We start from the raw sequence: 21,324 nt of genomic DNA, 5'->3' as shown, positions 1-21,324 counted from the left end.
CTTAGCCGGTGCGAATCTCGAATGCGCCGGCCCCCCGAGGGTCTACGCCCGACCCGCCACGCGCGCCACTTCCTCCACCGTCGTCAACCCCGCCCGAATCTTCTCGACCCCATCATTGACGAGAAACTTCATCCCCGCCTCGCGCGCCGCCGCCCGGATCACCTCCATCGGCTCCATCTTCACAATCATCGCGCCGAATTGCTCCGTCAGCTCGAACAGCTCGAACAGCCCCACGCGCCCCACATAGCCCGCTCCGACGCATCGCCGGCATCCCTTCCCGCGCATCGGTTGAAAGTCCAGTTTGCCCGGCTCCAGCCCTACCGCCCGCAGCAGGAATTCCGGCGGCGCATCCGGCTCCTGGCAGTCCGGGCAGATCTTCCGGCACAAGCGCTGCGCCAGAACCGCCAACAATGAAGATGAAATCAGATACTCGGCCACCCCCAGATCGCGCATCCGCGCAATGGCCCCGATCGAATCGTTGGTATGCACCGTGGAAAGCAGCAAGTGTCCCGTCAACGCCGCCTGCACCGCGATCTGCGCCGTCTCCTTGTCGCGAATCTCGCCCACCATGATGACGTCCGGGTCCTGTCGCAGGATGGACCGCAACCCGCCCGCGAACGTCAGATTGGCCTCGGTGTTCACCTGCACCTGCCGGATCGCGCTCGTGCGATATTCCACGGGGTCCTCAATGGCAATGATGTTTTTCTGCGGCGAGACGATGCACTTGATGGCCGCGTACAACGTCGTGGACTTCCCCGATCCCGTCGGCCCGGAGACCAGAATCATGCCGTGTGCGTTCGTAATGACCGCGTGGAACCGCTGCAGCATCGCCTCGCGCATTCCCAGCTCTGACAACGTGATCGACTCCGAAGCGTTGCGCAAAATTCGCATCACCAGCGCCTCGCCGAACACCGACGGCAATACCGAAATCCGCAGCATCACCTCCGTCTCGCCGTTGCGATGATGATACGCCCCGTCCTGCGGCGACCGCGTCTTCGAAATATCCAGCTTCGAGATGACCTTGACTCGCGATACGAGCGCCTTGTGCAAGCCCAGCGGCGGCGCCGCCACTTCACGCAAGACGCCGTCCACCCGAATCCGAATCCGCAATTCCCGCTCCCCCGGCTCGATATGAATGTCCGACGCACCCTGACGAACCGCCTCGTTAATCAGTTCATCCACCAGCCGGATGACCGGCTGCGTCTCGTCGCCGCCCACCGCCTCCGCCGCCTCCAGCAGCGAGTCGGCCACCGACGATTGTTCCAGATACTTGCTCGCCCCATACGCCCGCTCGATCAGCCCCAGAATCTCGCTACGGCTGCCCGCGCAAACCTCCACTTCCTGCCGCGTCTGCCGCCGTACCTGGTCGATCCCCGCCAGATCCCCCGGGTTTTCCATCGCCAGCGTGATAACCCCGTCAAGGACGAACATGGGGAACATCAGGTGCCGCCGCGCCAGCTCCTCCGGGATCAGTTCGGAATTGCTTAGACGCGGCAGGAACTCCGAGACGTTGCAATAGGTCGCCTCTAGACGCATCGCCCGCAGCGCCTGCAGGTTCGTCTCGGTCAGGACGCGGTTCTTACGAATCGCCGTCTCCAGATCGAACCCGCCATCCCGCGCCACCTGCTCGAGTTGCTCGATTTGGGCGGGCGGCAGGATCTTTCCGGCCAGGAGCTGGCCGCGAAGTTCGTCGCAGGTGCTAAGTGCCACGTTGGACGCCCCCCGCCCCGGCCGCGGACTTCGCTGCCTTGGCTTGCGCCGCGGCGACCACCAGGAGCTGTTCATCGCGCCCGGCCGGATCAACGAATTGCAATCCCAGTTGATAGGTGGGCTTGTGATCGAGCATGATGCACCGGCGGACGATCGCCCGAATCTTGAGGTCCAGACCGTGCTTCCCTTCCGCCGCGCCGAAATTCGCAATCGTCAGGGTGACGCGCAGGTTCTTGGGCATGAAAATCGGACTGCACAGCCCCAGCCCCCCCTTGCTCACGTCGATCACCGCCATGTTCGACTGCGTGTCCGGAAAACTCAGCCGAAATTGCTCCGCGTGATCGGAATGCACCTCCACCGCCGCCTCGTACCGCGCCTCATGGCGGACGAAGAGCCGGGACGCTGCGTTGATCGCATCCGAGTTCATGCACCTCGATATCGGTCATCGCGTCTTTGCGATTCAGATGTGTGACCCCCGCCGCGCCGGGGCGCGATCGCTTATCGGGCGGCCTGTACCCGATTGGTCAGCCGTCCGATACCTTCGATCTCTATGGTGATCGTGTCGCCGTCCTTGAGAAAGACCGGCGGCGTCCGCGCGGCCCCGACGCCCGGCGGCGTCCCCGTAAGAATCACCGTCCCTGGCAGAAGCGTGAATTGAAATGACAGATAACTAACCAGGCGCGGGACCGAAAAGATCATGTCCCCTGTGTTGCCCGATTGCATCACTTCGCCATTCAAGGTCGAGCGAATCGCCAACCCGCTCGCATCCAACGCATCCGCCGTCACGACCTCCGGCCCCAGCGGACAAAACGTGTCAAAGCTCTTGCCCCGCGCCCACTGTTTGTCGCCCTTCTGACAGTCGCGGGCGGAGACATCGTTCGCGCACGTAAACCCTAAAACATAAGCCAGCGCATCCTGCTCGGAAATCTCTTTGGCCCGACACCCGATGACGATCGCCAACTCCGCCTCGAAATCCACTTCCCGAGGCGCCGAGTTCGGCAGGACAATCGGCTCCTCCGGACCGATCACCGTGGTCGTGGCCTTCAAGAAAACGAGCGGTTCGGACGTCCGCGACTCCGACTTCATCTCTTTGGCATGTTCGGCGTAATTGCGTCCGATGGCGATGATATTGGGCGGCTCAACCGGCGCAAGTCGCCGAATAACCTGCTCCGGCGCACCGCCGACGTCCCGCGCACCGAATACATCCCCCGGGATCGGCCGCGCGTGACCCTTATCGACGGCCTCCCCCCACTGCGCCGCCCCCGCCTCATTCACATAGCGGACGATCCGCATTCAATTCACCCCGGACGATGCCGCCACTTCCACCGCCTCCGCCGTACGCGCCGTCGCCGGCAACGCCAACTCCTCCGGAAGCGGTGGGCAATACACCGATCCGCCCGTCTTGAAAAGGAGCCGGCTCAGCCGCGCCCGCGAACTCACAAAGAGAGAAAACACGGCCGGAACCACAATCAGCGAAAACACCGTCGAAACCGCCAACCCCCCGAGCACGACCGCCCCCAGCCCGCGATACATCTCCGCTCCCGAACCCGGTCGCACGACGAGAGGAATCAATCCCACCAGTGTCGTCAACACCGTCATCATGATCGGCCGCATCCGCGTCCGCACCGACTCCACGATGGCCGGACCCGACGGCATTCCATAGCTCATGAAGTTCAACGACTGATGGACGATCAAAATACCGTTGTTCACGACGATCCCCAAAAGAATCACGAACCCCAGGATCGTCAGAATATCCATCTGCTGAATGGCCGTCGTCGGATCAAGCCACGTCCACTCGTGGATCATCCACAGGCCAATGAACCCCCCGACCACCGCGAACGGCACGGTGAAGATAATCACAAACGGATACGCAAAAGACTCAAACAACCCAGCCATTAACAGATAGCAGATCAATAACGACAACGCGAGCAGCCACTTCAGCGCATCCCACGTGCTCTTCAGCTTGTCCGCGTTCCCCGCCATCCCGACGATCACGTTTGGCGAAATCTTCGCCTTGCCCGGGCCGTATCCCGCCCCGCGCATCTCCCCCACGATCTCGTCCTGCACAATGTTGATGACCTCCGGCAGCGCAATCGACTCCGGCGGTCGCAACGTCAGCTTCACCGCCCGCTGCGTCTCGATGTGGCTGATCTGCTGCGGAGACGTTGTATGCTCCAACCGGCACACCGCCCCCAGCGGCACGATCTGACCCGCCGCGGTATAGACCCCCCCCTGCGGCACGACTTGCCCCGCCGGAGTGTACACCGGCGTCTGCGCGATCTGTTCCGTCATGTTGCCCACCGACGTCTCATCCTGCGTCCCCGCGAACTTGAGCGCCAGATCGATGCTTCGCCCGGATTCCCGGTACTTTCCGACAATTCGCCCATCGCCGCAGGCCCGAACGATCGAGCCGATGTCCGCGACATTCAGCCCCAAGTCCCCCGCCTTCACCCGATCGGGCACCAGCCGGTCCTCGCGCCGCTCCATGTCGAAGTTTCGGGGATTCGATTCGGGCCGCGCCCCGAACCGTGCGATGCACGCGTTCTTGATCTTGTTCGCGGCATCGACGACCTCGTCGAGATTGTCCCCGCGAATCTCCACGTCCAGCGTGTTGGTAGACCCCAGCCGGAAGATCGACGACTGAAAGAAAATGGCAAAGGCGTCGGGCACGGAGAATCCCGTCGAATTGAGCACGTTCTCCAGCGGTTTGACCACCTCCGGGTCCTTGCTCGAACAGCCCATGAAAACGCCGCCGCCGAACGCCACGTAAAAGAAATTATCGATGGGCGGCGGCGGCACCCGCCATTGCGCGATCTCCCGCTCCAGTTCGCGCACTCGCTTCTTGGCTTTTTTTCGATGCGACCGCGTCGATTCCGGGTCCGCGGCCGATTTCTCCTCTGCCGCGATCTGCGCCTGCTTCATCGGCACAACCACTCGCTCCACGAACGCCGACCAGTCCTTCATCAACTTCTCGTATTGCGGCGTACCGGCCTCCGCCTCCCAGAAGGGTTGAATCCCTACCTGCCCCTTCGCCGGATCACCGCGCTCCAGGCGTTCCCCGATCTGGCGAAACTCATGAACGTTGTACCCCGGCGGCGTGAGCAAGAACCCGAAAATCAGATTCTGATTACCTGACGGCAGATAGCTCGGCTCCGGCGCTAATTTCACGCTCAGCAGGACCGACAGGCCCGTCATCCCCACGACCAGTACGAGGCGCCGCCACACCTTCCGATTGATCAGCCCGACCAGCCGCGAAACCAGCTCCGCGAACCGCCCGCCGCCCTCCGCCTCCTTCACCTTCGGCTCGCCGAGAATCCGCGATGCCAGTGCCGGCACTACGGTAATAGACACGATCATGGACAGCCCGACCGCCCCGCTGATGGCGATGGCAATGTCCCGAAAAAGCTGCCCCGCCTCCTCCTTCACAAAAATGATGGGGATGAACACGATCATCGTCGTCAGCGTGTTGGCGAAGACCGCCCCCCACACCTCCGACGCTCCGTCCGCCGCCGCCTGCCGCTTCGACTTGCCCATCTCCCGATGCCGGAAAATGTTCTCCAGCACGACGATGGCGTTATCCACCACCATCCCGACCGCGAACGCCAGTCCGGCCAGCATCACCACGTTGATGTTCCGCCCCGCCAGCGGAATCACCAGAAACGTGCCGATCACGCAGATCGGGATGGATATCGCCACCACCGCCGTCCCGCTGATGCTCCGCAGGAACAAGAGCAGTACGGCGATCGCCAGTGCCCCGCCGTACCAGATATTGCTCCGCACCAGGTCGATGGCCGCCGAAACGTAATACGTCTCGTCGTAGACCTGCGTCAGCTCCAGCTTCATGTTCCGATGCGACAGCACCTCCCGATTCACCCGCCCGATCGCCTCGCGCAGCCCCTCCATGACCTCGATCACATTGCTGCCCGTCTCGCGAAACGCCGCCGCCGCGATGACTTCCTGCCCCTCGCTCCGCACGAACTCATACTGCTTCTTGAACCCGTCCTTGACCTCGGCCACGGCCTCGACGCGGATCGGTCCCCCGGGCCCCGTCTTGATCACCGTCTTGCGAACGTCTTCCAGCGACGTGAACTGCCCCATCGTGCGAATCACGACGTCGCGCTTCCCCTGCGCCAAGTTCCCCGCCGAGACGTTGGTGTTCTGCGATTGCAACGCCGTTTGAAGCTCGGTAAAGGTAATACCTGCCTGCGCCAGCTTGAGCGCATCGACGACCACCTGAATCTCCCGCTCCCGCCCGCCGAAAATCATGATCGACGACACCCCGTCCACCCGCTCCAGCATCGGCTTGACGTGCTCGTCTACGAACGTGAACAACTCCGGCGTCTTCACCTCCGGCCGATCGCTCTTGAGGATCATCCACGCGATCGCCTCTTCGCCCCACGGCAATCCCGACTTTACCGTCGGGTTGTCAAACTCATTCAGCGGGATCTGGTACTTGACCCGGCGAAGTGCATCGGAAACGTCCTGCTTCGCGACGTCCTGGTCCGTCCCCACCAGAAATTCCAGCGTGATCGTCGCGCTGCTGTGATCGGAACTGCTCGTCATCTTCCGCAGGTTGGTAATGCTCTTCAGCACATCCTCCTGTGGATCGACGATCTCGCGCTCAATCTCCTCCGGGCTCGCCCCCTCCCACGTCGTCGAGACCGAGACGATCGGCTCGTCCAGGTTGGGCGTGAGTTGCACCGGCAGTCGGATCGGCGACGGCGCGATCGACGGCGGCGTGATCGTCAGCAGTCCGAACAGCACCAGCAGGATCACGCAGACCGCGACCTTGACGGGATTCTCGATGAACGCATCGACTAAACGCATGGAATCGTGCTCATCCGCTCGTTGCGGGCTGCGTAGTGGCAGGGTCGGGTGTCATCGGTTCCACCGCGCGGGAATGCACCTTCGTCACCACGACCGGACTCGGGCCAAACATGTTCTCATTCCCCCGGACCACGACCTTGTCGCCCGCGGTCAGCCCCTCCGCCGCGACCGCCACTTCATCCGCCAACTCCGCCAACACCTCGACCGTCACCACTTCCGCCTGCGCACCCGCCGCTCCTTCGCGCACGACATACGCGGTTCGCTCATTACCCCGTAACAACACGGCGTCCTTCGGCACCACCAGCCGCGCCCCCTTCGGACCCGCCGGCACCTCCGCCCGCACGAACATGCCCGCCCGAAGCTCGCCGTTAGGATTCTTCACGTCAATATCCACCGGAAACGTCCGCGCCCGCTCGTCGGCGTCCGGAATCAATCGCGCGATCTTTCCGGCATACGTCTTTCCAATCGCCTCCACCGTCACCTGCCCCGGCTCACCCACCGCACAAAACCCGATGATCCCTTCCGGCACGGACACCCGCACCCGCGCCACCGACAAATCCACCATCTCCACGATCGGTCCGCCGAGTTCCACCCACGATCCGATCTGCGTCCGCCGCATCGTAATGAATCCCGCGCATGGCGCCCGAATCTCCGTCCGCGCCAGATCGTCCGCCAGCTTGTCGCACACCGCCTTCTGCGAAACCACCGCGTGCTCCGCCTGCTTCGCCCGCCCCTGCGCCGCCTGATGATCCGCCAGCGCATCGCGATATTCCTTCTCCGAGCACCGCTGGCCTTCCCATAACGCCGACATCCGCCGGCTCTCAAATTCCGTCTTGCTCAACTCCGCCTGCCGCTCCGCCTTCACGCTCTCCAGCTGCGCCAACCGCGCCACTGCCTCATCCCGCGCCAATCGCCGCGGTTCAGCCCTCAGCTTGCACAAGACCTGTCCCTGCTCCACCGCATCCCCGTCGTCAATCGGCATCTCCGCGACCTGCCCCGCCACCTCCGCCGCCACAATCGTCCTTAGCCGCGGTCGAACCGTCCCCACCAGCCGCAGCGTCGGCGCGACCTCGCGGCGGACCACCTCCGCCACCTCCACCTGCGTCGGCGGCATCTGCCCGGACGACCGAGCCGCCATCATCAGCAACGGCACCACGGACGCGGAGGCACCCAGCCGGCTGGCCGACCGCCAAAAAAACGGTCGCCGTGGCGACCCCTGCCGATTTGGAAGCGGTTTCATTAGATAATATTAGTGGTTATCGGCGGATACGGCAATTTTTGGGCCCACCCACAACACCCCAAAATGCAGGCTTTTTTCGCCAATTTGAGCACCCATTTCATTGACATGCCTGCATATACTTGTTCAACGGGTTGGATACTCCCCCAACCCTCATGCCGGTGGAATTGTCCATGCCTGAGTCACAAGAGGAATCACCAACCCCAGGCCCGGTCTCGGCGCAGCATCTGGCCGATCCCGTCGCGGCGGACTCCACCGAACGGGCCAAGCCGCTCTACCCGGGTCTGCCCAGCGGAACGGGTCTCGGCAAATACCGCATCCTCGAACGCATCCGCACCTACCACAACGCCGTCGTCTACAAGGCCCGCGATGCCATGCTCGATCGCCTCGTGGCCGTCAAGCAGATGTCCCCGGACTTGATTGACAATCCCATCGCATGCGGCAATTTCAAGCGCGAAGCTCAGCTCCTCGCCCGCATCCCCAAGGATGCCCGCAACATCATCAACATCCACGAACTCATCGAGGACGAAATCGGCCTCTTCATCGTCGAGGAATTCGTCGTCGGCCACTGGCTCGAATCTCTGATCTTCAAACGACAGATCGACCACCGCAACGCGTTCAAGCTCCTCAAAACCGCCGCCTGGGGGCTCAAGACTCTTCATTCGCACACGATCGTCCACCGCGATATCCAGCCCGGCAACATCATGGTCACCAAGAACGGCGCGGCCAAGATCGCCAACCTCGCCTCCGCCTCGCACGAAGGCGAACTCAGCGCCCCGCCCGTCATCACCCCCAAGTACGCTGCCCCGGAACTGCTCCTGGAAAAAAAATACGACGACCGCATCGACATCTACGGACTCGGCTTTTCCCTCTACGAAGTCTGCGTCGGTCGCCAGGCCATGGATCGCTACTTCGCCAACTTCATCGGCGAGGGGATCGCGGCGGTCGCCGGATGGATCGACTGGCACACCAACTTCGACGCCCGGCTGCCCGACGCCACCGAACTCAACCCCTTCGTCCCTGCCCCGCTCGCCGCCATCCTCCGCCAGATGACCGCGAAAAACCTGGACGAACGCTACACCTCCATCGATCAGGTCCTCGACGCCGTCGGTCGATACTTCACGCCATCGATCGAATCCTCGCGGGATGCGCTGCACAGCCCCATCCGCCTCCCGGATGTCACGCCGCCCAGTTGGAAATCTGATCATTTGTTGCCCGCGCCCCCAGCGGCGGCTTTTGACCCCGGTCGGCCCGCCGCCGCCGCGCCCGGGGCCGCGCCATCCTCGCCTTGGAATCAGCGCCTCACCCGCACCCAACCCGTCGAAATGCCCGGCCGCAGCCCCATCGAATCGGATCGCTGGGAATGGAAACCGCCTCGCGAAGCCGAAGACGCCGGTTACGCATCCGGCCGGTTCTCACCGGAGTCCCGACGGTTTTCCAGTCGCCGTCGCCGCCGGACGATGGGCCATGTGCCGCCGCGCCCGGCGCAGCTCGCCGCCATTCCCCTGCTTCCGCCCGCCGTCGAGACGTTCAAAAAGCACACGCCGCGCGCCGTCACGTGGAGCTTCAGCTTCGTCCTCGTCCTGGCAGTCATCGGCGCCGGCGTCCTCGCCTGGCTCTATTCCGATCGTTGGATCGGACCGAACGCCACGGAGAAACTCCTCTTTGAAGCCGTCGCCGCCTACGATGCCGGCCAGTTGGAATCCGCCAAGTCCAAGTTCTTCACCGTGAAAGATCTCTCCGACGGCGACCAGAGCCTCCAGGCTTTGCAGAACAAGGCCGATTTCTGGCTGGAGATGATCGCCGCCCAGAAAGCCCTCTCCCTGGATCAATACGAAGAAGTCCAGCGCCTCCTGACCAAGGCCGAGCGCCGCGGAATCAATCCGGCTCGCGTCGAGGTGCTCCAACAGTTGGCCTGGAGCAAGCAGGACGCTGCACGGTTGGCCGCGATCGGGATGCAGGAACTCTCAGCGGGGAATGTCCCCATCGTCGAAGCCAATCTCGAGGAGTACGAGAAAAAGGCCATCGAAGCCGGGATGGACCCGAAGCAGCTCCAGGACAGCGTCGACCAGACCAAGAAGGACCAGAAGTACGAACAGTCCATGAAGCTCGCCTTCGCCGCCCTGCGGAAGGAAGACTTCAACGGCGCGCTGGCCTCTTGCGGGGAGGCGGAGGCCATCCGCATCACGACCGCGACCCGTGAATTGCGCAAACGAATCATCGATCTTCGGCAGCGCAAGGATCTGGTGACCCGCGGCGACCAGGCCATGGTGGACCGCGACTTCGCCGCCGCCGAGGCCGCCTTTGTACAGGCCAACCAGATCCTCGCCTCCCCCGACATTGAACAGAGAAGCCGGGCGGCCCGCTCCTATATCCTCATCCAGGAAGCCCGCCAGGCGGTCAAAGAGGGCGAACTGCTCCTCGCCGAGCAGAAGCTCAAGAGTTCGATCTGGAACGCCTACACCTCCGAAGCCAAGTCAATGCTCGACGGCATGTCCGGCGACTTCGACGCCGCCCGCATCGTGCGCCGCGGCGACCAGGCCCTCGAACGCGAGGACTTCGACGAGGCCGTCCGACTCTACAACGAGGCCATCCCCAAACTCCCCGCCCCCGCCGACGCCGGGGCCAAACAGAAGATTGTCGAAGTCCAGCGCGCCCGCCTCATCAAGGAAGGCGACGTGGCGCTCAAGCGCGGAGATCGCCAGAAAGCCCTCAAAGCTTACGACGCCGCCCAGGACCTCCGCGACGATTCGGAAATCCAGGCCCGCATCGAAAACGCCAAATCACCCTACCCAACCTCCTCGCGACCCAACGGCGAATAGAGAAGCCGAGGCTCCCCGGGAGGGCGAGGCTCCTGCCGAGCCTCTTCGCCTACCCAATTCGCTCGCCGACTGCCCGACGTTATCCCGTGTGGGTGCAGATCCACTCCTCCAAAAAAATATTCCCGATTCGCATGAACTTTCCCCCCTCCTCAACCCACTAGTACCATGGGACGCGGAAAAGCCCCATGGATCGCCTCGAAGAACTCTACCGCCGCGTCGGCCCCGTACTGCTCGCATATCTCCGCCGTCACGTCGGACGCGGCGATGCCGAGGAACTCTTGCAGGAGACGTTCGTGATCGCCGCCCGTCAACCCGACGCCCTGGTCGCCGCGGACTCGCCGCGGGCCTGGCTCTTCGGAATCGCTCGCAACCTCGCCCGCCAAAATCTGCGACGGCGGGCCTACCGCGACATGGCCTCGCTCGACGGCGATCCCGCCGCGGCGGCAATCGAGACCGACGACCGTCTCGATGCCATGCGCTCCGCGATCCGCGGTCTGCCGATCGCACAGCGCGAAGTCCTCGAAATCCGCCTCGCGGATGACCTGAGCTACGCGGAAATCGCCGAGGCCCTCGCCATCCCGATTGGCACAGTCCGCTCGCGCCTGCACCACGCCATCGCCGCGCTCCGCACCGCACTTATTTCGTCTGGCGCACCAACCGTAGCGGCCGGCGCCCGTGTCGAAGACCCGCCGAGGCGAGCCGGCCGTGGATAGTGAGGACCGTTGAATCGGAGATTTGCCCATGGACCACGAAACTCTGGAACGACTCCTCATCGACCGACAACTCGGCGAACTCCCTCCCGACACGCAACGCCTCCTCGAAGCCTACATGCAGCTCTCGCCCGCCGACGCCGGCACATCGGAAGAAATCCACGCGGTCATCGATGTCGCCTCCCAGGCCCTGCGCGCTGAACCGCCGCCGACGCCGGAGGAATTGCCGCCACTTTCTCTTTCCGCTCCTCAAGCCTCAAGTCGAAGACTCGACGCGGCGAGCCTCAAGCCTCAAGCCTCCCGGGCCCGCCCGCTCGCCCTCGCCGCGTCCATAGTCCTCGCATTCCTCCTCGGAACTCGATGGGTGCAACAGCCGGACGCGCCGATGGACCGCAAAATCCAGATCGCCGATGCTTTATCTTCCTCAAGCCTCAAGCCTCAAGCCCCAAGCCTCGTCGACGCCGAGTTTTGGTCCGTCGCAAGATACGCCGCGAATCGCGCGCGACCTCAATCTGCCGATCGTCAATCGGTCGGGGCGGACCAGACCCGCATCGAATGGACGTCCCCCCTTGTTTGGCCTCAATCTGGAGAAAAATTATGAAATCGTTGGCCACCACTGCGTCACTCTGCCTGACCGTCTCGTTTCTGGCCGGCTGCCTGCCGGAAAAGCGCATCGTCTGGTCGCCCGACGGTCGGCGCGCCGCCGTCGCCACGCCCCAGGGACTCTACTTCATTGATGCCGACGGAAAAGTCCTGCCGCCCAAGCTCCCCAATACCCCCGCGCGCTGCGACTGGTTCCCTGACGGGAAGCAACTGGCCGTCGTCCACACCCAGAAAGCGAAGGGTTGGAACGAAATCAAGGGTCTATTTACACCCCAGCAAATCGAGACGCTGACCAAACTCGCCAAAGGGGCCCGCACCCAGCTTCTCGCCCACGACGGCGCGTGGGACGACTTCAAGCTCGATTTCAAGCTCGATGCGCACGACCAATACTCCTCCGGCATGCAGTTAGCCACCCTCCTCTGCATGCGCGACGAACACGCCGAGGGCGTGGCGGAGAAACTCGGCGACAAATGGGTGGAATTGCGCGAACTCGACGCTACCATCTGGATGCTGCAATTCTTTACGATAAGCGCCGACGCCCTCGCCCCGGGAGCGGTGATCATCCGCTCGCTCGACGAAATCCGCCAACCCCGCGTCGCCCCCGACGCCAAGAACATCGCCTTCATCATGAGTCCGGCGGATTTCCCCGTGGACACCGTCTCGCTCCATGTCGTCTCCGCCGTCGGCGGCCCCTCGCGCATCGTCGCCGACCGCGTCGCCATCGACTACTCCTGGAGCCCCGACAGCCGCAACCTCGCCTACATCCATTGCCCCTCGCCGCGCGGCGATGAAAAAGGGATGATCCAGTTAGGTTCCCTGACGACCGTCAATATTGCCGACGAAAGCGGCGCGCTCCTCAAGGAATGGACCCAACGCCAGGATCGCGTCGGTCTCCTCTTCAACGACGTCCTCGGCGTTCGTTGGCTTCGCGACGGTCGCCTGATCTTCTCCTCCGTCGAAGTCACGCTGCCCGCCACCCCGCGCGACATGCCCCAGCAGTGGTCGCTCTTCGTCCTCGACCCGCGCATGCCCGCAAGCGTCACGCGCGTCCTGGCCCGCGACCTCGGACAGCCTCGCGACATGGCCCTGCCCCTCTTCGAACTCAGCCCGGACGAGTCCAAAGTCCTTCTGCCCGGCCAGAAAGGACGCGTCAGCCTCTACGAATTCGCCTCCGGCGAGGAGACCCCCATCGTCGCCAAAGACGATGCCAAAGGCGAAACCCGCGCCCTTCCAAGCTGGCGGAATAATTCCGAAATCACGGCAGTTTTCCCCAACCCCGAAAACGACCCCAAGGGCCCCGCCCAAATCATGCTCTGGAAAGCCGGTCAATCCCGCCCGATCAGCGACGCCTGGCCCAAAGAAATGAAAGACGGCTGGCTCATCAAGGAATGACCGCTGGAGGGTTCACCACAGAGACACAGAGACTCAGAGAAACAACGAAATCGAAAAAGGCAGGACAGATTCCAATCTATACTCACAAATTCGTCGTCTCTGTGTCTCTGTGCCTCTGTAGTTAACGTTCTTAATTCCACATTCTCATTCCAACCTGCACCTTCGCATATCAAACGGAAACTTATTCACGCAATACCCGTAATCTTCATCCAGCGCGTTGATGTACAGATACATCCCCCGCGGAGAATAGACCTTCCCCATCTCCATGTCGTAAATCGCGCGATCGTACAACGCGCGATCCATGGTCGGCGTATAAACCAGGAGCCCCGGATCCGTCGCCTTCGTCGCCCGACCGGTGATGTACACCTTCCCTGTCCGGCTCACCAGCCCCCGGTCCGCGTCAATTAACGGCGGCAGCTCGCAAACGAACTTCACCCGCTCGCCGCGCAAGTCATACACGCGGCACCGCGTCCCCGCCGAATCTGTCACGCACAAATGCCCGTTGGCAATCGCGACCGCGTGAGGGCCGACAAAGCGAAACTCCTCATCCACCAGCCCCACAAACTGCCCCGTTGAATCGAGGATTTGCACGCGGTTATTCCCGAAATCCGCGACGTAATATTGGCCGCCCGTATCGACCGCGACGTCAAACGGCACATTGAATTCTCCCGGCTCGTCGCTCGCGAAGCCGGGCCACATCGTCCGCTCCGGCAGCGTCGCGTCGAGGTTCCCCTGCTCGTCGTAATACGCCAGGACATGGTTCACCGGATCCGCAATCACGAGCCGATGATCCGCGCTGATCGCAATCCCGCCGAATCCCGGCCGATACTCCGGAAACCGCACGCTCCGTACGCCGAACGGCTGCGTCCCGAATTGCCCGTCCCAACGAAGGATCCGCGTCGAAGAGTCGCCATGGCGACCCGGACCCACTCCCGCCAGCGTGATGTACCCCGCGTCCCGGTCGATGGCGAACTTCAGCGCCTCCTTCCCGTACGCGAGATACCCCGGTCCCGACAAACCGCTTTCCCGCCCCTCGTAATCCACGGACGACACCGCATAAAATGTATCTCGCGAAAAGCCCGCCTCTGGCGCCGGCTCGTCAAAATACTCGCCGTCGTACCGCATCGCCCAGCGCATCGGTCCCTTCTTCAGCGCCGCAACCAGATTCCACGGCCGCTCATCTTCCCCCGCAAAGCTCGTCTTCTTGTAAACCCGAAACTCCTCCACCAGTCCGATCGGAACGGTCGGCGGGGCGGTCCAACTGATGTACATCGGCGGCTGGGCCTCCTTGCGCTCCTCTACGATCACCGCTGCCGTCGCCGGCGGCACCAGCGATTGCCCGTCGCCCAGCCTCGTCGCGATCTCCCGGACGTACTCCTTTTTCTGCCCGTGAAGGTAGGCCAGGTTGCAGTCATTCAGCCGCAAAAAGTGATACTCCGCCGACGCTCCGTCGCGAATCGCCAGTAGCAGCAGCGCATTCGAACCGTCCGGGGCGATCGCGCCGAACGGATTCGGCCGCACCTCGTACCCCAGTGGCGAAGTTTGCGTCGGCGCTTCCTGGTCGATCAGCGCCAGCCGCCCGGATTCATCGGTCGTCGCGGAGTAGATCGGTTCTCCACCCCCCGCACCGGCAATATATCCCGCATACTCCCCAAATCCCTGAAGCTGATACGCATCCACCTGCACGTTCGGCAGCGGCCGTCCGGTCGTCGAGCGAACCTCGACGATGACCTTCGCCGGCAATTGCAGGAGATAATCGCCCTGCGATCCGCGCGGCTGCCCCCGCACCTGATTGAGAAACGCCGCCTCGGTCTCGCTGAATGGAAACGGGCCCGGCGCATACATCATGGTCTTCTGCCACGGAAAGACATGACCGCGCTCCACGTAGCGGCCATGCGGATCCACCGCGAGGCACTGCCACGGCTCCGTATCGAGCTGCAGAAGATCGACCAGACCCAGATCGATTCCGATTTGTTTGAGCCTCGGCCAATCGACCTTCAACGCATCGTGCAGCGGATCTTCATCCTCCCCGAGACGTCCAAACACCATCAGCGCGGCATACTCCGCGAGCCCGTCCGCCGCCCCGCCGCGCCGCAGCGCCGCCTCCCACACCTCGCGGTCGTCCGCATCGTATGGATCATCAACTACGATAATCCGATCGCACCGCACCCGCTCGAGAATGCCTCCGGGACTCGTCGGGTACACCGACGCCGCCAATAGCGCGTTCAACACGCGAAGCTGATACTGCACCCAATCCGCGAATCCGTACGAATCCCCCATGTTCGCCACGCGGGCGAACGCCCCATACCGGTCCCGCGCCACCACCACCGCCACGCCCAGCCCCTGCACCGGCTCCTCAAACTCGTTGTTCCAGCGCACGACCTCGGGAATCTGCCCGTCCGGTAGCACTTCCACGCGTAGCGTGTGATCGCCCGATTTCCACTTCCACGTCGCCTCCACGACGTGCTCCTCTCCGGCCTTCAGAACCGGCACGCTCGGCGCGGCAATCTCCGCCCCGTCCACCGAGATCTTGCACGGACCCGCCTGCGATTCCGCCTGGCCGCTATTAAGCACGTGGACCTTGAACGTGACCGTCGCGCCCTCATCGGGACGCCACGCCGTCTTGGCCCGGTCAATCTCCACCAGCGCCGTGCCCCCCTCCACCGCCACGCGCCCATGCCAGCTCGGATCGCGTGGCAGCCGCTCGACATACGAGACCGTCAGATCTGGCTGGCCCGGCAGCGCGCGATGCCGACGAAATCGCCGAAACTCAATCTGCCGTACGTCCTCCACCCCATACGCACGCCTCCGCCCCTGGGCGTCATAGACCAGCACCTGATCGGCCCACTCCATCACCTTCCCCAGGCGCTTGGAGCCGTCCCGCAGCGTCAGCAAATCCACGTACCGCATCCCCGCCTTCTCGAAGTGATAGGCAAACAGGCCCTCGGCGGAAACGCTGGGCGCGGGCGCAGTCGGCAGCGTCGCCGGAGTGTCAGGCGCGGCGGCCGACCACTCCGTTGTAAGAATGCCGATGACGGCGATGAAACTTAACAAAAGGATGCTTCGCTTCATGATACGCTCCGGGGTGCGCCGCCCGGATTCACCGGGCGCTCTACCCAGAAGTCTATCACACGCGGCTCTTCAGTGTCTCGACGATCCGCCCTTGCAGCGCTTCGCCCTGCCCCGCCGAATAGCTCCCCGCGTTCCACCGATAGCCCAATCGATCGCCAGCCGTCCGCGGAATCAGATGGAAGTGCAAATGAAACACCGCCTGACCGCTCGACTCCCCCGTGTTCTGAAGGATATTCAGCCCGCTGGCGCCGGTCACTTGCAGCACGGCCCGCGCCAGGCCCGGCAAATGCGAGACCAGCTCGCTGAGGGCGGGCGGAGGTACATCGAGAATGCTGGTGTAATGGGCCTTGGGTATAAGTAGCAGATGGCCGGGCGCGAGGGGCCCGATATCCAGAAACGCGACCGCGTCCTTCGCCTCCAGCACGCGCAGCGCTGGAATCTCCCCCGCGGCGATCTTACAAAAAATGCACGACCCCGCCTGCATGATCGCGCGCCCCTAATCTTTGGTCGTAGCGGTTCCCGAATCGGCGGCCTCATCGCTCGGTGCGGCGGCTTTCGATTCGGCAGCTTTCTTGCCGGAAGGCCGGGACTTCTTTTTCGACTCCTTGCCTTCCAGATAGCGAATGCGATCGCCGGTCTTCTGCCGCCGCCGAATGGAACTCTTCTTGGAACTCTCCGCCGGCGCGGTTTCATTGCCGACCAGTTGCAGCATCGCCAGATCCCCTGCATCGCCGATCCGCCGGTCCGCCAGGCGAATGATCCGCGTATAACCGCCGGGACGGTCCTTGAACTTCGGCGCGATGTCCTCGAACAACCGGTTCACCACCGACCGGGCCACGAAAGGATACTCCTTCTTGTTGTAACTCGCGGGGACCTTGCCGGTGCGATGATGTCGCCCCGATCGCGAAACCAGCACGCGGTGCCGCTGCGCGTAGCTCATCGGATCGTACTGCTCCTGCTCCTCCTTCGACAGCGCCGCCCGGTCACCCAGGAGAGCGACCACCCGCTGCCGGCTGCGCAGCGTGCCCTCCCGCGCTAGAGTAATGATTCGCTCCACGAACGGGCGGACCTCCTTCGCCTTGATCAGTGTCGTCGTGATCTGCCCGTATTGAAACAGACTCTGCGCCATGTTGCGCCGCATCGCCATCCGATGGGCGCTCGTCCGCGCCAGGTGCCGTCCTGCGTTTCGATGTCTCATGGAATCTCAACCCTCGATTATCTCTCGCGGTTAACTCGGATGATGCGCAGTCTGTGAAGGCGGTGGCGTCGCAAAGGGCGGCGGCGTTACCGTGCCGAAAGGGTTCGTCCCCATCGACGCGTTCCCAAACTCCTCCGCCCCGGCGCCGTCCAGCCCCTCGTCCTCCGCGGCCTCTTCGCCTTCCATGTCCACCGGAACGGCGTTCGGATCGACCCGCAGCGACAATCCATGATCCGCCAGCTTCCGCTTCACTTCCCGCAGCGAAGTCTTCCCGAAGCTCCGCAGCCGCAGCAGCGCCGCCTCGTCGCATTGCACGAGATCACCGATAGTCGACATATTCGCCGAAGTCAGGCAGTTGCTCGCCCGAACCGACAAATCCAGGTCCGAAATCGGCCGCGCCAGCTTGGCCGCGTCCATACCCCCCATGCCGCCCACCATGCCCCCGCCCGCATCGCTCGGCGTCACCGCCAGTCCGCTCCCCAGTTCGAAATACTGCACGATCGGGTTCAGGTGCTTCCGTAGAATCTTGCCCGCCTCGACCAACGCCATCTCCGGAAGGATCGTCCCGTTCGTCCACACTTCCAGCACCAGCCGGTCGTAGTTCGTCCGCTGGCCGACGCGCGTATCCTCGACGCGATACCGCACCCGCGTCACCGGCGAATACACCGAGTCCACCGGAATCACCCCGATGATCTGGTCCTGATCCTGCGGCTTGTGGTCGTCTGCCGTCGCATAACTCCGGCCGTGACCCACCGTCATCTCCACCTCGAAATCCACGCTGTCCGTCAGTGTGGCGATGAGCTGGTCCCTGTTGATGATCTCGATCGCTGGATCGCATTCAATCTGCGCCGCGCGGACCTCGACCGTCTTGCCCGCCTGACCCCGCACCGCCAGCCGCATCGTCTTCGGCGTCTCCGACGTGAGTCTCACGATCAACGCCTTGATGTTCAAGATAATGACCGTCACGTCCTCCACCACGCCGGTCAGCGTCGTGAACTCGTGCTCGGCGTTCTTGATCTTGACGTGTGTGACGGCGGCCCCTTCCAGGCTCGACAGGAGAATCCGGCGCAGACTATTGCCGATCGTCGTGCCGAAGCCCCGCTCGAAGGGCTCGATAATGAACCGTCCATACGTGGGCGTAGAGGCAGACTCATCCCGCAACACACGAGTGGGCAATTCCAATCCTCGCCACCGAATTCGCATCGCACTTACCTCCCGGGGATGCGCGCCGCATCCACGCGTAGAGCGTCCGGCCGGAATCGGCCGCCGCATTTCGTCCATCACTACCGACGGGCGGAACTCCAGATTGACGGGCTCCGCGATCATCATCGGCTGCAAAACTCCACGATTAACTGCTCTTCCACCGGGATCTGCACATCGTCCCGGCTGGGCAGCGCCATCACGCTCCCCTCCAGATTCGCCGGATCCAGCTTCAACCACGGTTGCACCGATCGGTTGGGGTCCACATCCATGCATGCCCGCACCATCTTCTGGCTCGCTTCCTTGCGACGAACGCTGATCCGATCGCCGACCTTCACCAGAAGACCGGGCTTGTTCACGCACTCCCCGTTGACCGTGAAGTGCTTGTGCGCCAGCGCAATCCGCGCCGCCTTCCGCGACGGCGAAAACCCGAGCTTCACCAGCACGTTGTCCAACCGCCGTTCCAACAGCCCCATCAGGGCCCGCCCCGTGTTCTCCGTCGAGTGCTGCGCACGCTCAAAATACCGCCGAAACTGTTTGTCCCACAGACCGTAGTACCGCTTGACCTTCTGTGTCTCGCGCAGCCGCTTGCCGTATTCGCTCGCCTGTCCCCGCCGAAACGCCCGCGACTGCCCCGGTGGCATGTTTCGCGACGGCTTTTCCATCGGGCACTTGGCGGTTTCGCACCGCGAACCCTTGAGCATCAGCTTGATGCCCTCGCGGCGACATTTTCGACAAGATGGACCTAAATCTCTTCCCATATCGTTTCCTGCACTATCTTCCCGTTAAACTCTTCGTTTTCGCGCCGGACGGCAGCCGTTGTGCGGCAGCGGCGTCACGTCCTCAATGGACTGAATCCGCAACCCGCCCGACTGCAATCCCGATACCGCCGATTCCCGGCCGCTGCCCGGCCCCATCACCCGAACCTCGATCTCCGTCACGCCGAATTTCCGCGCCGCGTTCGCCGCCGACTCCCCGGCGCGCTGCGCCGCGAACGGCGTGCTCTTCCGCGTCCCCTTGAACCCCGCCGTCCCGGCGGATTGCCAGCACAGCGTCTCGCCGTTGAGATCGGTGATGGTGATCATCGTGTTGTTAAACGTCGCCTTGACGTGCGCGATCCCCTTCGCCACGTTTCGCCGCGTCTTGCGCTTCGCTTTTTTCTCTTCTGTCTTTGCCACGTCGTCTCGTCTCCTCAGGGGCCGCTGTCCCGGTTAACTCCGCAATTCCTTCACGCCCTTCTTCCCGGCCACCGTCTTCTTCGGGCCTTTCCGCGTCCGCGCATTCGTCCGCGTCCGCTGCCCGCGCACGGGCAACCCGCGCCGATGCCGGGTTCCCCGGTAGCACTGAATGTCCTTGAGCCGCGAAATATTCTGCGTCGTCTGCCGGCGAAGCTGACCCTCCACCACGTAATTGCGGTCGATGATGCCCGCCACGCGGCTGATCTCATCTTCCGTCAGATTCTTCGCCCGCACGTCGTGACCGATCCCCGCCTCTTTGAGGATGGCCTGGCTGTGGTGCGGCCCGATGCCGTAAATGTACTGCAGCGCGATCAACACGCGCTTCTCATTCGGAATATCAACGCCTGCGATACGTGGCATCTGCCGTTACTCCCGTCGCAAAACCCCGACTAACTCTGCCGCTGCTTGTGCCGCGGATTCGACGAACAAATCACGCGCACCACGCCTCGACGCTTGATCACCTTGCAATTCTCGCATATCCGCTTCACGCTGCTTCGTACTTTCATCGCCGTCGCTCCCGACGCTCATCGCGCCGCTAATTGCCGTCCGTCAGGATGTCGATCCCCGTCTCCGTGATCGCCACCGTATGCTCAAAATGCGCCGCCCAGCGCCCATCCTTCGTCACCTGCGGCCAGCCCGTCCAGTCGCCGTTCTTCACCTGCGCCGTGCCCATCGTCACCATCGGCTCCACCGCGATCACCAGGCCCGGCACCAGCCGGAAGTCTTGCTTTCGCTGCTTCCGGTCCGTGTAGTTCGGGACCTTCGGCTCCTCGTGCATCTGCTGCCCGATCCCGTGGCCGACGAACTCTCGCACCACCGAAAAACCGTGCGACTCCACATACGACTGCACCTGTCCGGCAATCTCGCTCCACATCCGCCCGGGCCGCATCTCCGACAGCGCCATGTCCAGCGAATACGCCGTCGTATCCAACAGCCGCTGCGTCTCCGCCGATACCCGTCCCACAGGAATCGTCGTCGCCGAGTCGCCGCAATACCCTCGCAGTCGGACGCCGCAGTCGATACTGATCACATCGCCCGGCTTGAGCACGCGATCGCCGGGAATCCCGTGCACCACCTGTTCATTCACGCTCGCGCAAATCGCCGCCGGAAACGGAAACTTCGTCGCGTTCGTCTGGACGCCCTTGAAGAGCGCCTCGCCGCCCGCCGCCGTGATCATCTCGTCCGCCACGCGGCCCAGTTCGCCGGTCGTCACGCCCGGCCGCGTCAACTCACGCATCGCCTGCAAGACCCGGTACACCACCCGGCCGGCATCGCGGATCAGTCCGATCTCGCGCGCGCTTTTCAGGACCGGCAT

At 63.3% G+C, this 21,324-nt stretch carries 18 protein-coding genes; 4 read left to right on the top strand and 14 right to left on the bottom strand.

Features of this window, described 5'->3' with window-relative positions; genetic code table 11:
- Nucleotides 1-42: 42 nt before the first annotated feature.
- From VJZ71_14810 to VJZ71_14790, 5 genes are all read right to left on the bottom strand, one after another.
- A complete protein-coding gene (locus tag VJZ71_14810) occupies nt 43-1,710 on the bottom strand; it encodes a GspE/PulE family protein (GenBank protein ID HKQ49339.1) in 1,668 nt (555 codons plus the stop codon).
- On the bottom strand, nt 1,700-2,137 hold the full coding sequence (locus tag VJZ71_14805; protein HKQ49338.1) for a PilZ domain-containing protein: 438 nt from the start codon (nt 2,135-2,137) through the stop codon (nt 1,700-1,702). Before VJZ71_14805 ends, VJZ71_14810 begins: the two co-directional genes overlap by 11 nt.
- Before the next feature lie 71 nt (nt 2,138-2,208).
- On the bottom strand, nt 2,209-3,003 hold the full coding sequence (locus VJZ71_14800) for a fumarylacetoacetate hydrolase family protein (protein ID HKQ49337.1): 795 nt from the start codon (nt 3,001-3,003) through the stop codon (nt 2,209-2,211).
- Entirely contained in the window at nt 3,004-6,537 is a 3,534-nt protein-coding gene (locus VJZ71_14795; protein HKQ49336.1) for an efflux RND transporter permease subunit, read from the bottom strand.
- A gap of 10 nt (nt 6,538-6,547) precedes the next feature.
- Complete coding sequence (locus VJZ71_14790) at nt 6,548-7,777, bottom strand: efflux RND transporter periplasmic adaptor subunit (protein ID HKQ49335.1); 1,230 nt, start codon at nt 7,775-7,777, stop codon at nt 6,548-6,550.
- Between the two features lie 170 nt (nt 7,778-7,947).
- On the opposite strand from VJZ71_14790, the gene VJZ71_14785 reads away from it, so the two are divergent.
- From VJZ71_14785 to VJZ71_14770, 4 genes are all read left to right on the top strand, one after another.
- Nucleotides 7,948-10,596: a protein kinase gene (locus VJZ71_14785; GenBank protein ID HKQ49334.1), complete on the top strand. Its 2,649-nt coding sequence runs from the start codon at nt 7,948-7,950 to the stop codon at nt 10,594-10,596.
- A 185-nt stretch (nt 10,597-10,781) separates the two neighbouring features.
- Nucleotides 10,782-11,309, top strand: coding sequence for a sigma-70 family RNA polymerase sigma factor (locus VJZ71_14780; protein HKQ49333.1), 528 nt, complete (start codon nt 10,782-10,784; stop codon nt 11,307-11,309).
- A 28-nt stretch (nt 11,310-11,337) separates the two neighbouring features.
- Nucleotides 11,338-11,907, top strand: a complete 570-nt coding sequence (locus VJZ71_14775; protein HKQ49332.1) for a hypothetical protein — start codon at nt 11,338-11,340, stop codon at nt 11,905-11,907.
- Nucleotides 11,904-13,301, top strand: a complete 1,398-nt coding sequence (locus tag VJZ71_14770) for a hypothetical protein (protein ID HKQ49331.1) — start codon at nt 11,904-11,906, stop codon at nt 13,299-13,301. Before VJZ71_14775 ends, VJZ71_14770 begins: the two co-directional genes overlap by 4 nt.
- 144 nt (nt 13,302-13,445) lie before the next feature.
- On the opposite strand, the gene VJZ71_14765 is transcribed toward VJZ71_14770, so the two are convergent.
- The 9 genes from VJZ71_14765 to map all read right to left on the bottom strand — a co-directional run bounded on the left by VJZ71_14765 (nt 13,446) and on the right by map (nt 21,324).
- Nucleotides 13,446-16,373 (bottom strand): CARDB domain-containing protein, encoded by a 2,928-nt coding sequence (locus VJZ71_14765; protein ID HKQ49330.1) that lies wholly within the window; start codon nt 16,371-16,373, stop codon nt 13,446-13,448.
- A 55-nt stretch (nt 16,374-16,428) separates the two neighbouring features.
- Nucleotides 16,429-16,857 (bottom strand): HIT family protein, encoded by a 429-nt coding sequence (locus VJZ71_14760; protein ID HKQ49329.1) that lies wholly within the window; start codon nt 16,855-16,857, stop codon nt 16,429-16,431.
- Between the two features lie 12 nt (nt 16,858-16,869).
- Complete coding sequence (gene rplQ, locus VJZ71_14755; protein HKQ49328.1) at nt 16,870-17,571, bottom strand: 50S ribosomal protein L17; 702 nt, start codon at nt 17,569-17,571, stop codon at nt 16,870-16,872.
- A 30-nt stretch (nt 17,572-17,601) separates the two neighbouring features.
- Entirely contained in the window at nt 17,602-18,774 is a 1,173-nt protein-coding gene (locus tag VJZ71_14750; GenBank protein ID HKQ49327.1) for a DNA-directed RNA polymerase subunit alpha, read from the bottom strand.
- Nucleotides 18,775-18,896: 122 nt separating this feature from the next.
- Entirely contained in the window at nt 18,897-19,532 is a 636-nt protein-coding gene (gene rpsD / locus VJZ71_14745; protein ID HKQ49326.1) for a 30S ribosomal protein S4, read from the bottom strand.
- A gap of 24 nt (nt 19,533-19,556) precedes the next feature.
- Nucleotides 19,557-19,949, bottom strand: coding sequence for a 30S ribosomal protein S11 (gene rpsK, locus VJZ71_14740; GenBank protein ID HKQ49325.1), 393 nt, complete (start codon nt 19,947-19,949; stop codon nt 19,557-19,559).
- 33 nt (nt 19,950-19,982) lie between these two features.
- Nucleotides 19,983-20,369 carry a 30S ribosomal protein S13 gene (gene rpsM / locus VJZ71_14735; GenBank protein ID HKQ49324.1) on the bottom strand — a complete coding sequence of 129 codons (387 nt, stop codon included), beginning with the start codon at nt 20,367-20,369 and terminating at the stop codon, nt 19,983-19,985.
- 29 nt (nt 20,370-20,398) lie between these two features.
- A complete protein-coding gene (gene rpmJ / locus VJZ71_14730; protein HKQ49323.1) occupies nt 20,399-20,515 on the bottom strand; it encodes a 50S ribosomal protein L36 in 117 nt (38 codons plus the stop codon).
- Between the two features lie 29 nt (nt 20,516-20,544).
- Nucleotides 20,545-21,324 carry a type I methionyl aminopeptidase gene (map, locus tag VJZ71_14725; GenBank protein HKQ49322.1) on the bottom strand — a complete coding sequence of 260 codons (780 nt, stop codon included), beginning with the start codon at nt 21,322-21,324 and terminating at the stop codon, nt 20,545-20,547.

The sequence above is a fragment of the Phycisphaerae bacterium genome (genome assembly GCA_035275405.1).
Lineage (GTDB): Bacteria > Planctomycetota > Phycisphaerae > UBA1845 > UTPLA1 > DATEMU01.
Note: the sequence above shows the minus strand (reverse complement) of the source record. Positions and strands in the feature narration are given on the sequence as shown.

Coding starts and splice junctions, on each gene's coding strand:
- VJZ71_14805 (HKQ49338.1), bottom strand. CDS start 2,137: ATGAACTCGGATGCGATCAACGCAGCGTCCCGGCTCTTCGTCCGCCAT.
- VJZ71_14800 (HKQ49337.1), bottom strand. CDS start 3,003: ATGCGGATCGTCCGCTATGTGAATGAGGCGGGGGCGGCGCAGTGGGGG.
- VJZ71_14795 (HKQ49336.1), bottom strand. CDS start 6,537: ATGCGTTTAGTCGATGCGTTCATCGAGAATCCCGTCAAGGTCGCGGTC.
- VJZ71_14790 (HKQ49335.1), bottom strand. CDS start 7,777: ATGAAACCGCTTCCAAATCGGCAGGGGTCGCCACGGCGACCGTTTTTT.
- VJZ71_14785 (HKQ49334.1), top strand. CDS start 7,948: ATGCCTGAGTCACAAGAGGAATCACCAACCCCAGGCCCGGTCTCGGCG.
- VJZ71_14780 (HKQ49333.1), top strand. CDS start 10,782: ATGGATCGCCTCGAAGAACTCTACCGCCGCGTCGGCCCCGTACTGCTC.
- VJZ71_14775 (HKQ49332.1), top strand. CDS start 11,338: ATGGACCACGAAACTCTGGAACGACTCCTCATCGACCGACAACTCGGC.
- VJZ71_14770 (HKQ49331.1), top strand. CDS start 11,904: ATGAAATCGTTGGCCACCACTGCGTCACTCTGCCTGACCGTCTCGTTT.
- VJZ71_14765 (HKQ49330.1), bottom strand. CDS start 16,373: ATGAAGCGAAGCATCCTTTTGTTAAGTTTCATCGCCGTCATCGGCATT.
- VJZ71_14760 (HKQ49329.1), bottom strand. CDS start 16,857: ATGCAGGCGGGGTCGTGCATTTTTTGTAAGATCGCCGCGGGGGAGATT.
- rplQ (HKQ49328.1), bottom strand. CDS start 17,571: ATGAGACATCGAAACGCAGGACGGCACCTGGCGCGGACGAGCGCCCAT.
- VJZ71_14750 (HKQ49327.1), bottom strand. CDS start 18,774: ATGCGAATTCGGTGGCGAGGATTGGAATTGCCCACTCGTGTGTTGCGG.
- rpsD (HKQ49326.1), bottom strand. CDS start 19,532: ATGGGAAGAGATTTAGGTCCATCTTGTCGAAAATGTCGCCGCGAGGGC.
- rpsM (HKQ49324.1), bottom strand. CDS start 20,369: ATGCCACGTATCGCAGGCGTTGATATTCCGAATGAGAAGCGCGTGTTG.
- rpmJ (HKQ49323.1), bottom strand. CDS start 20,515: ATGAAAGTACGAAGCAGCGTGAAGCGGATATGCGAGAATTGCAAGGTG.
- map (HKQ49322.1), bottom strand. CDS start 21,324: ATGCCGGTCCTGAAAAGCGCGCGCGAGATCGGACTGATCCGCGATGCC.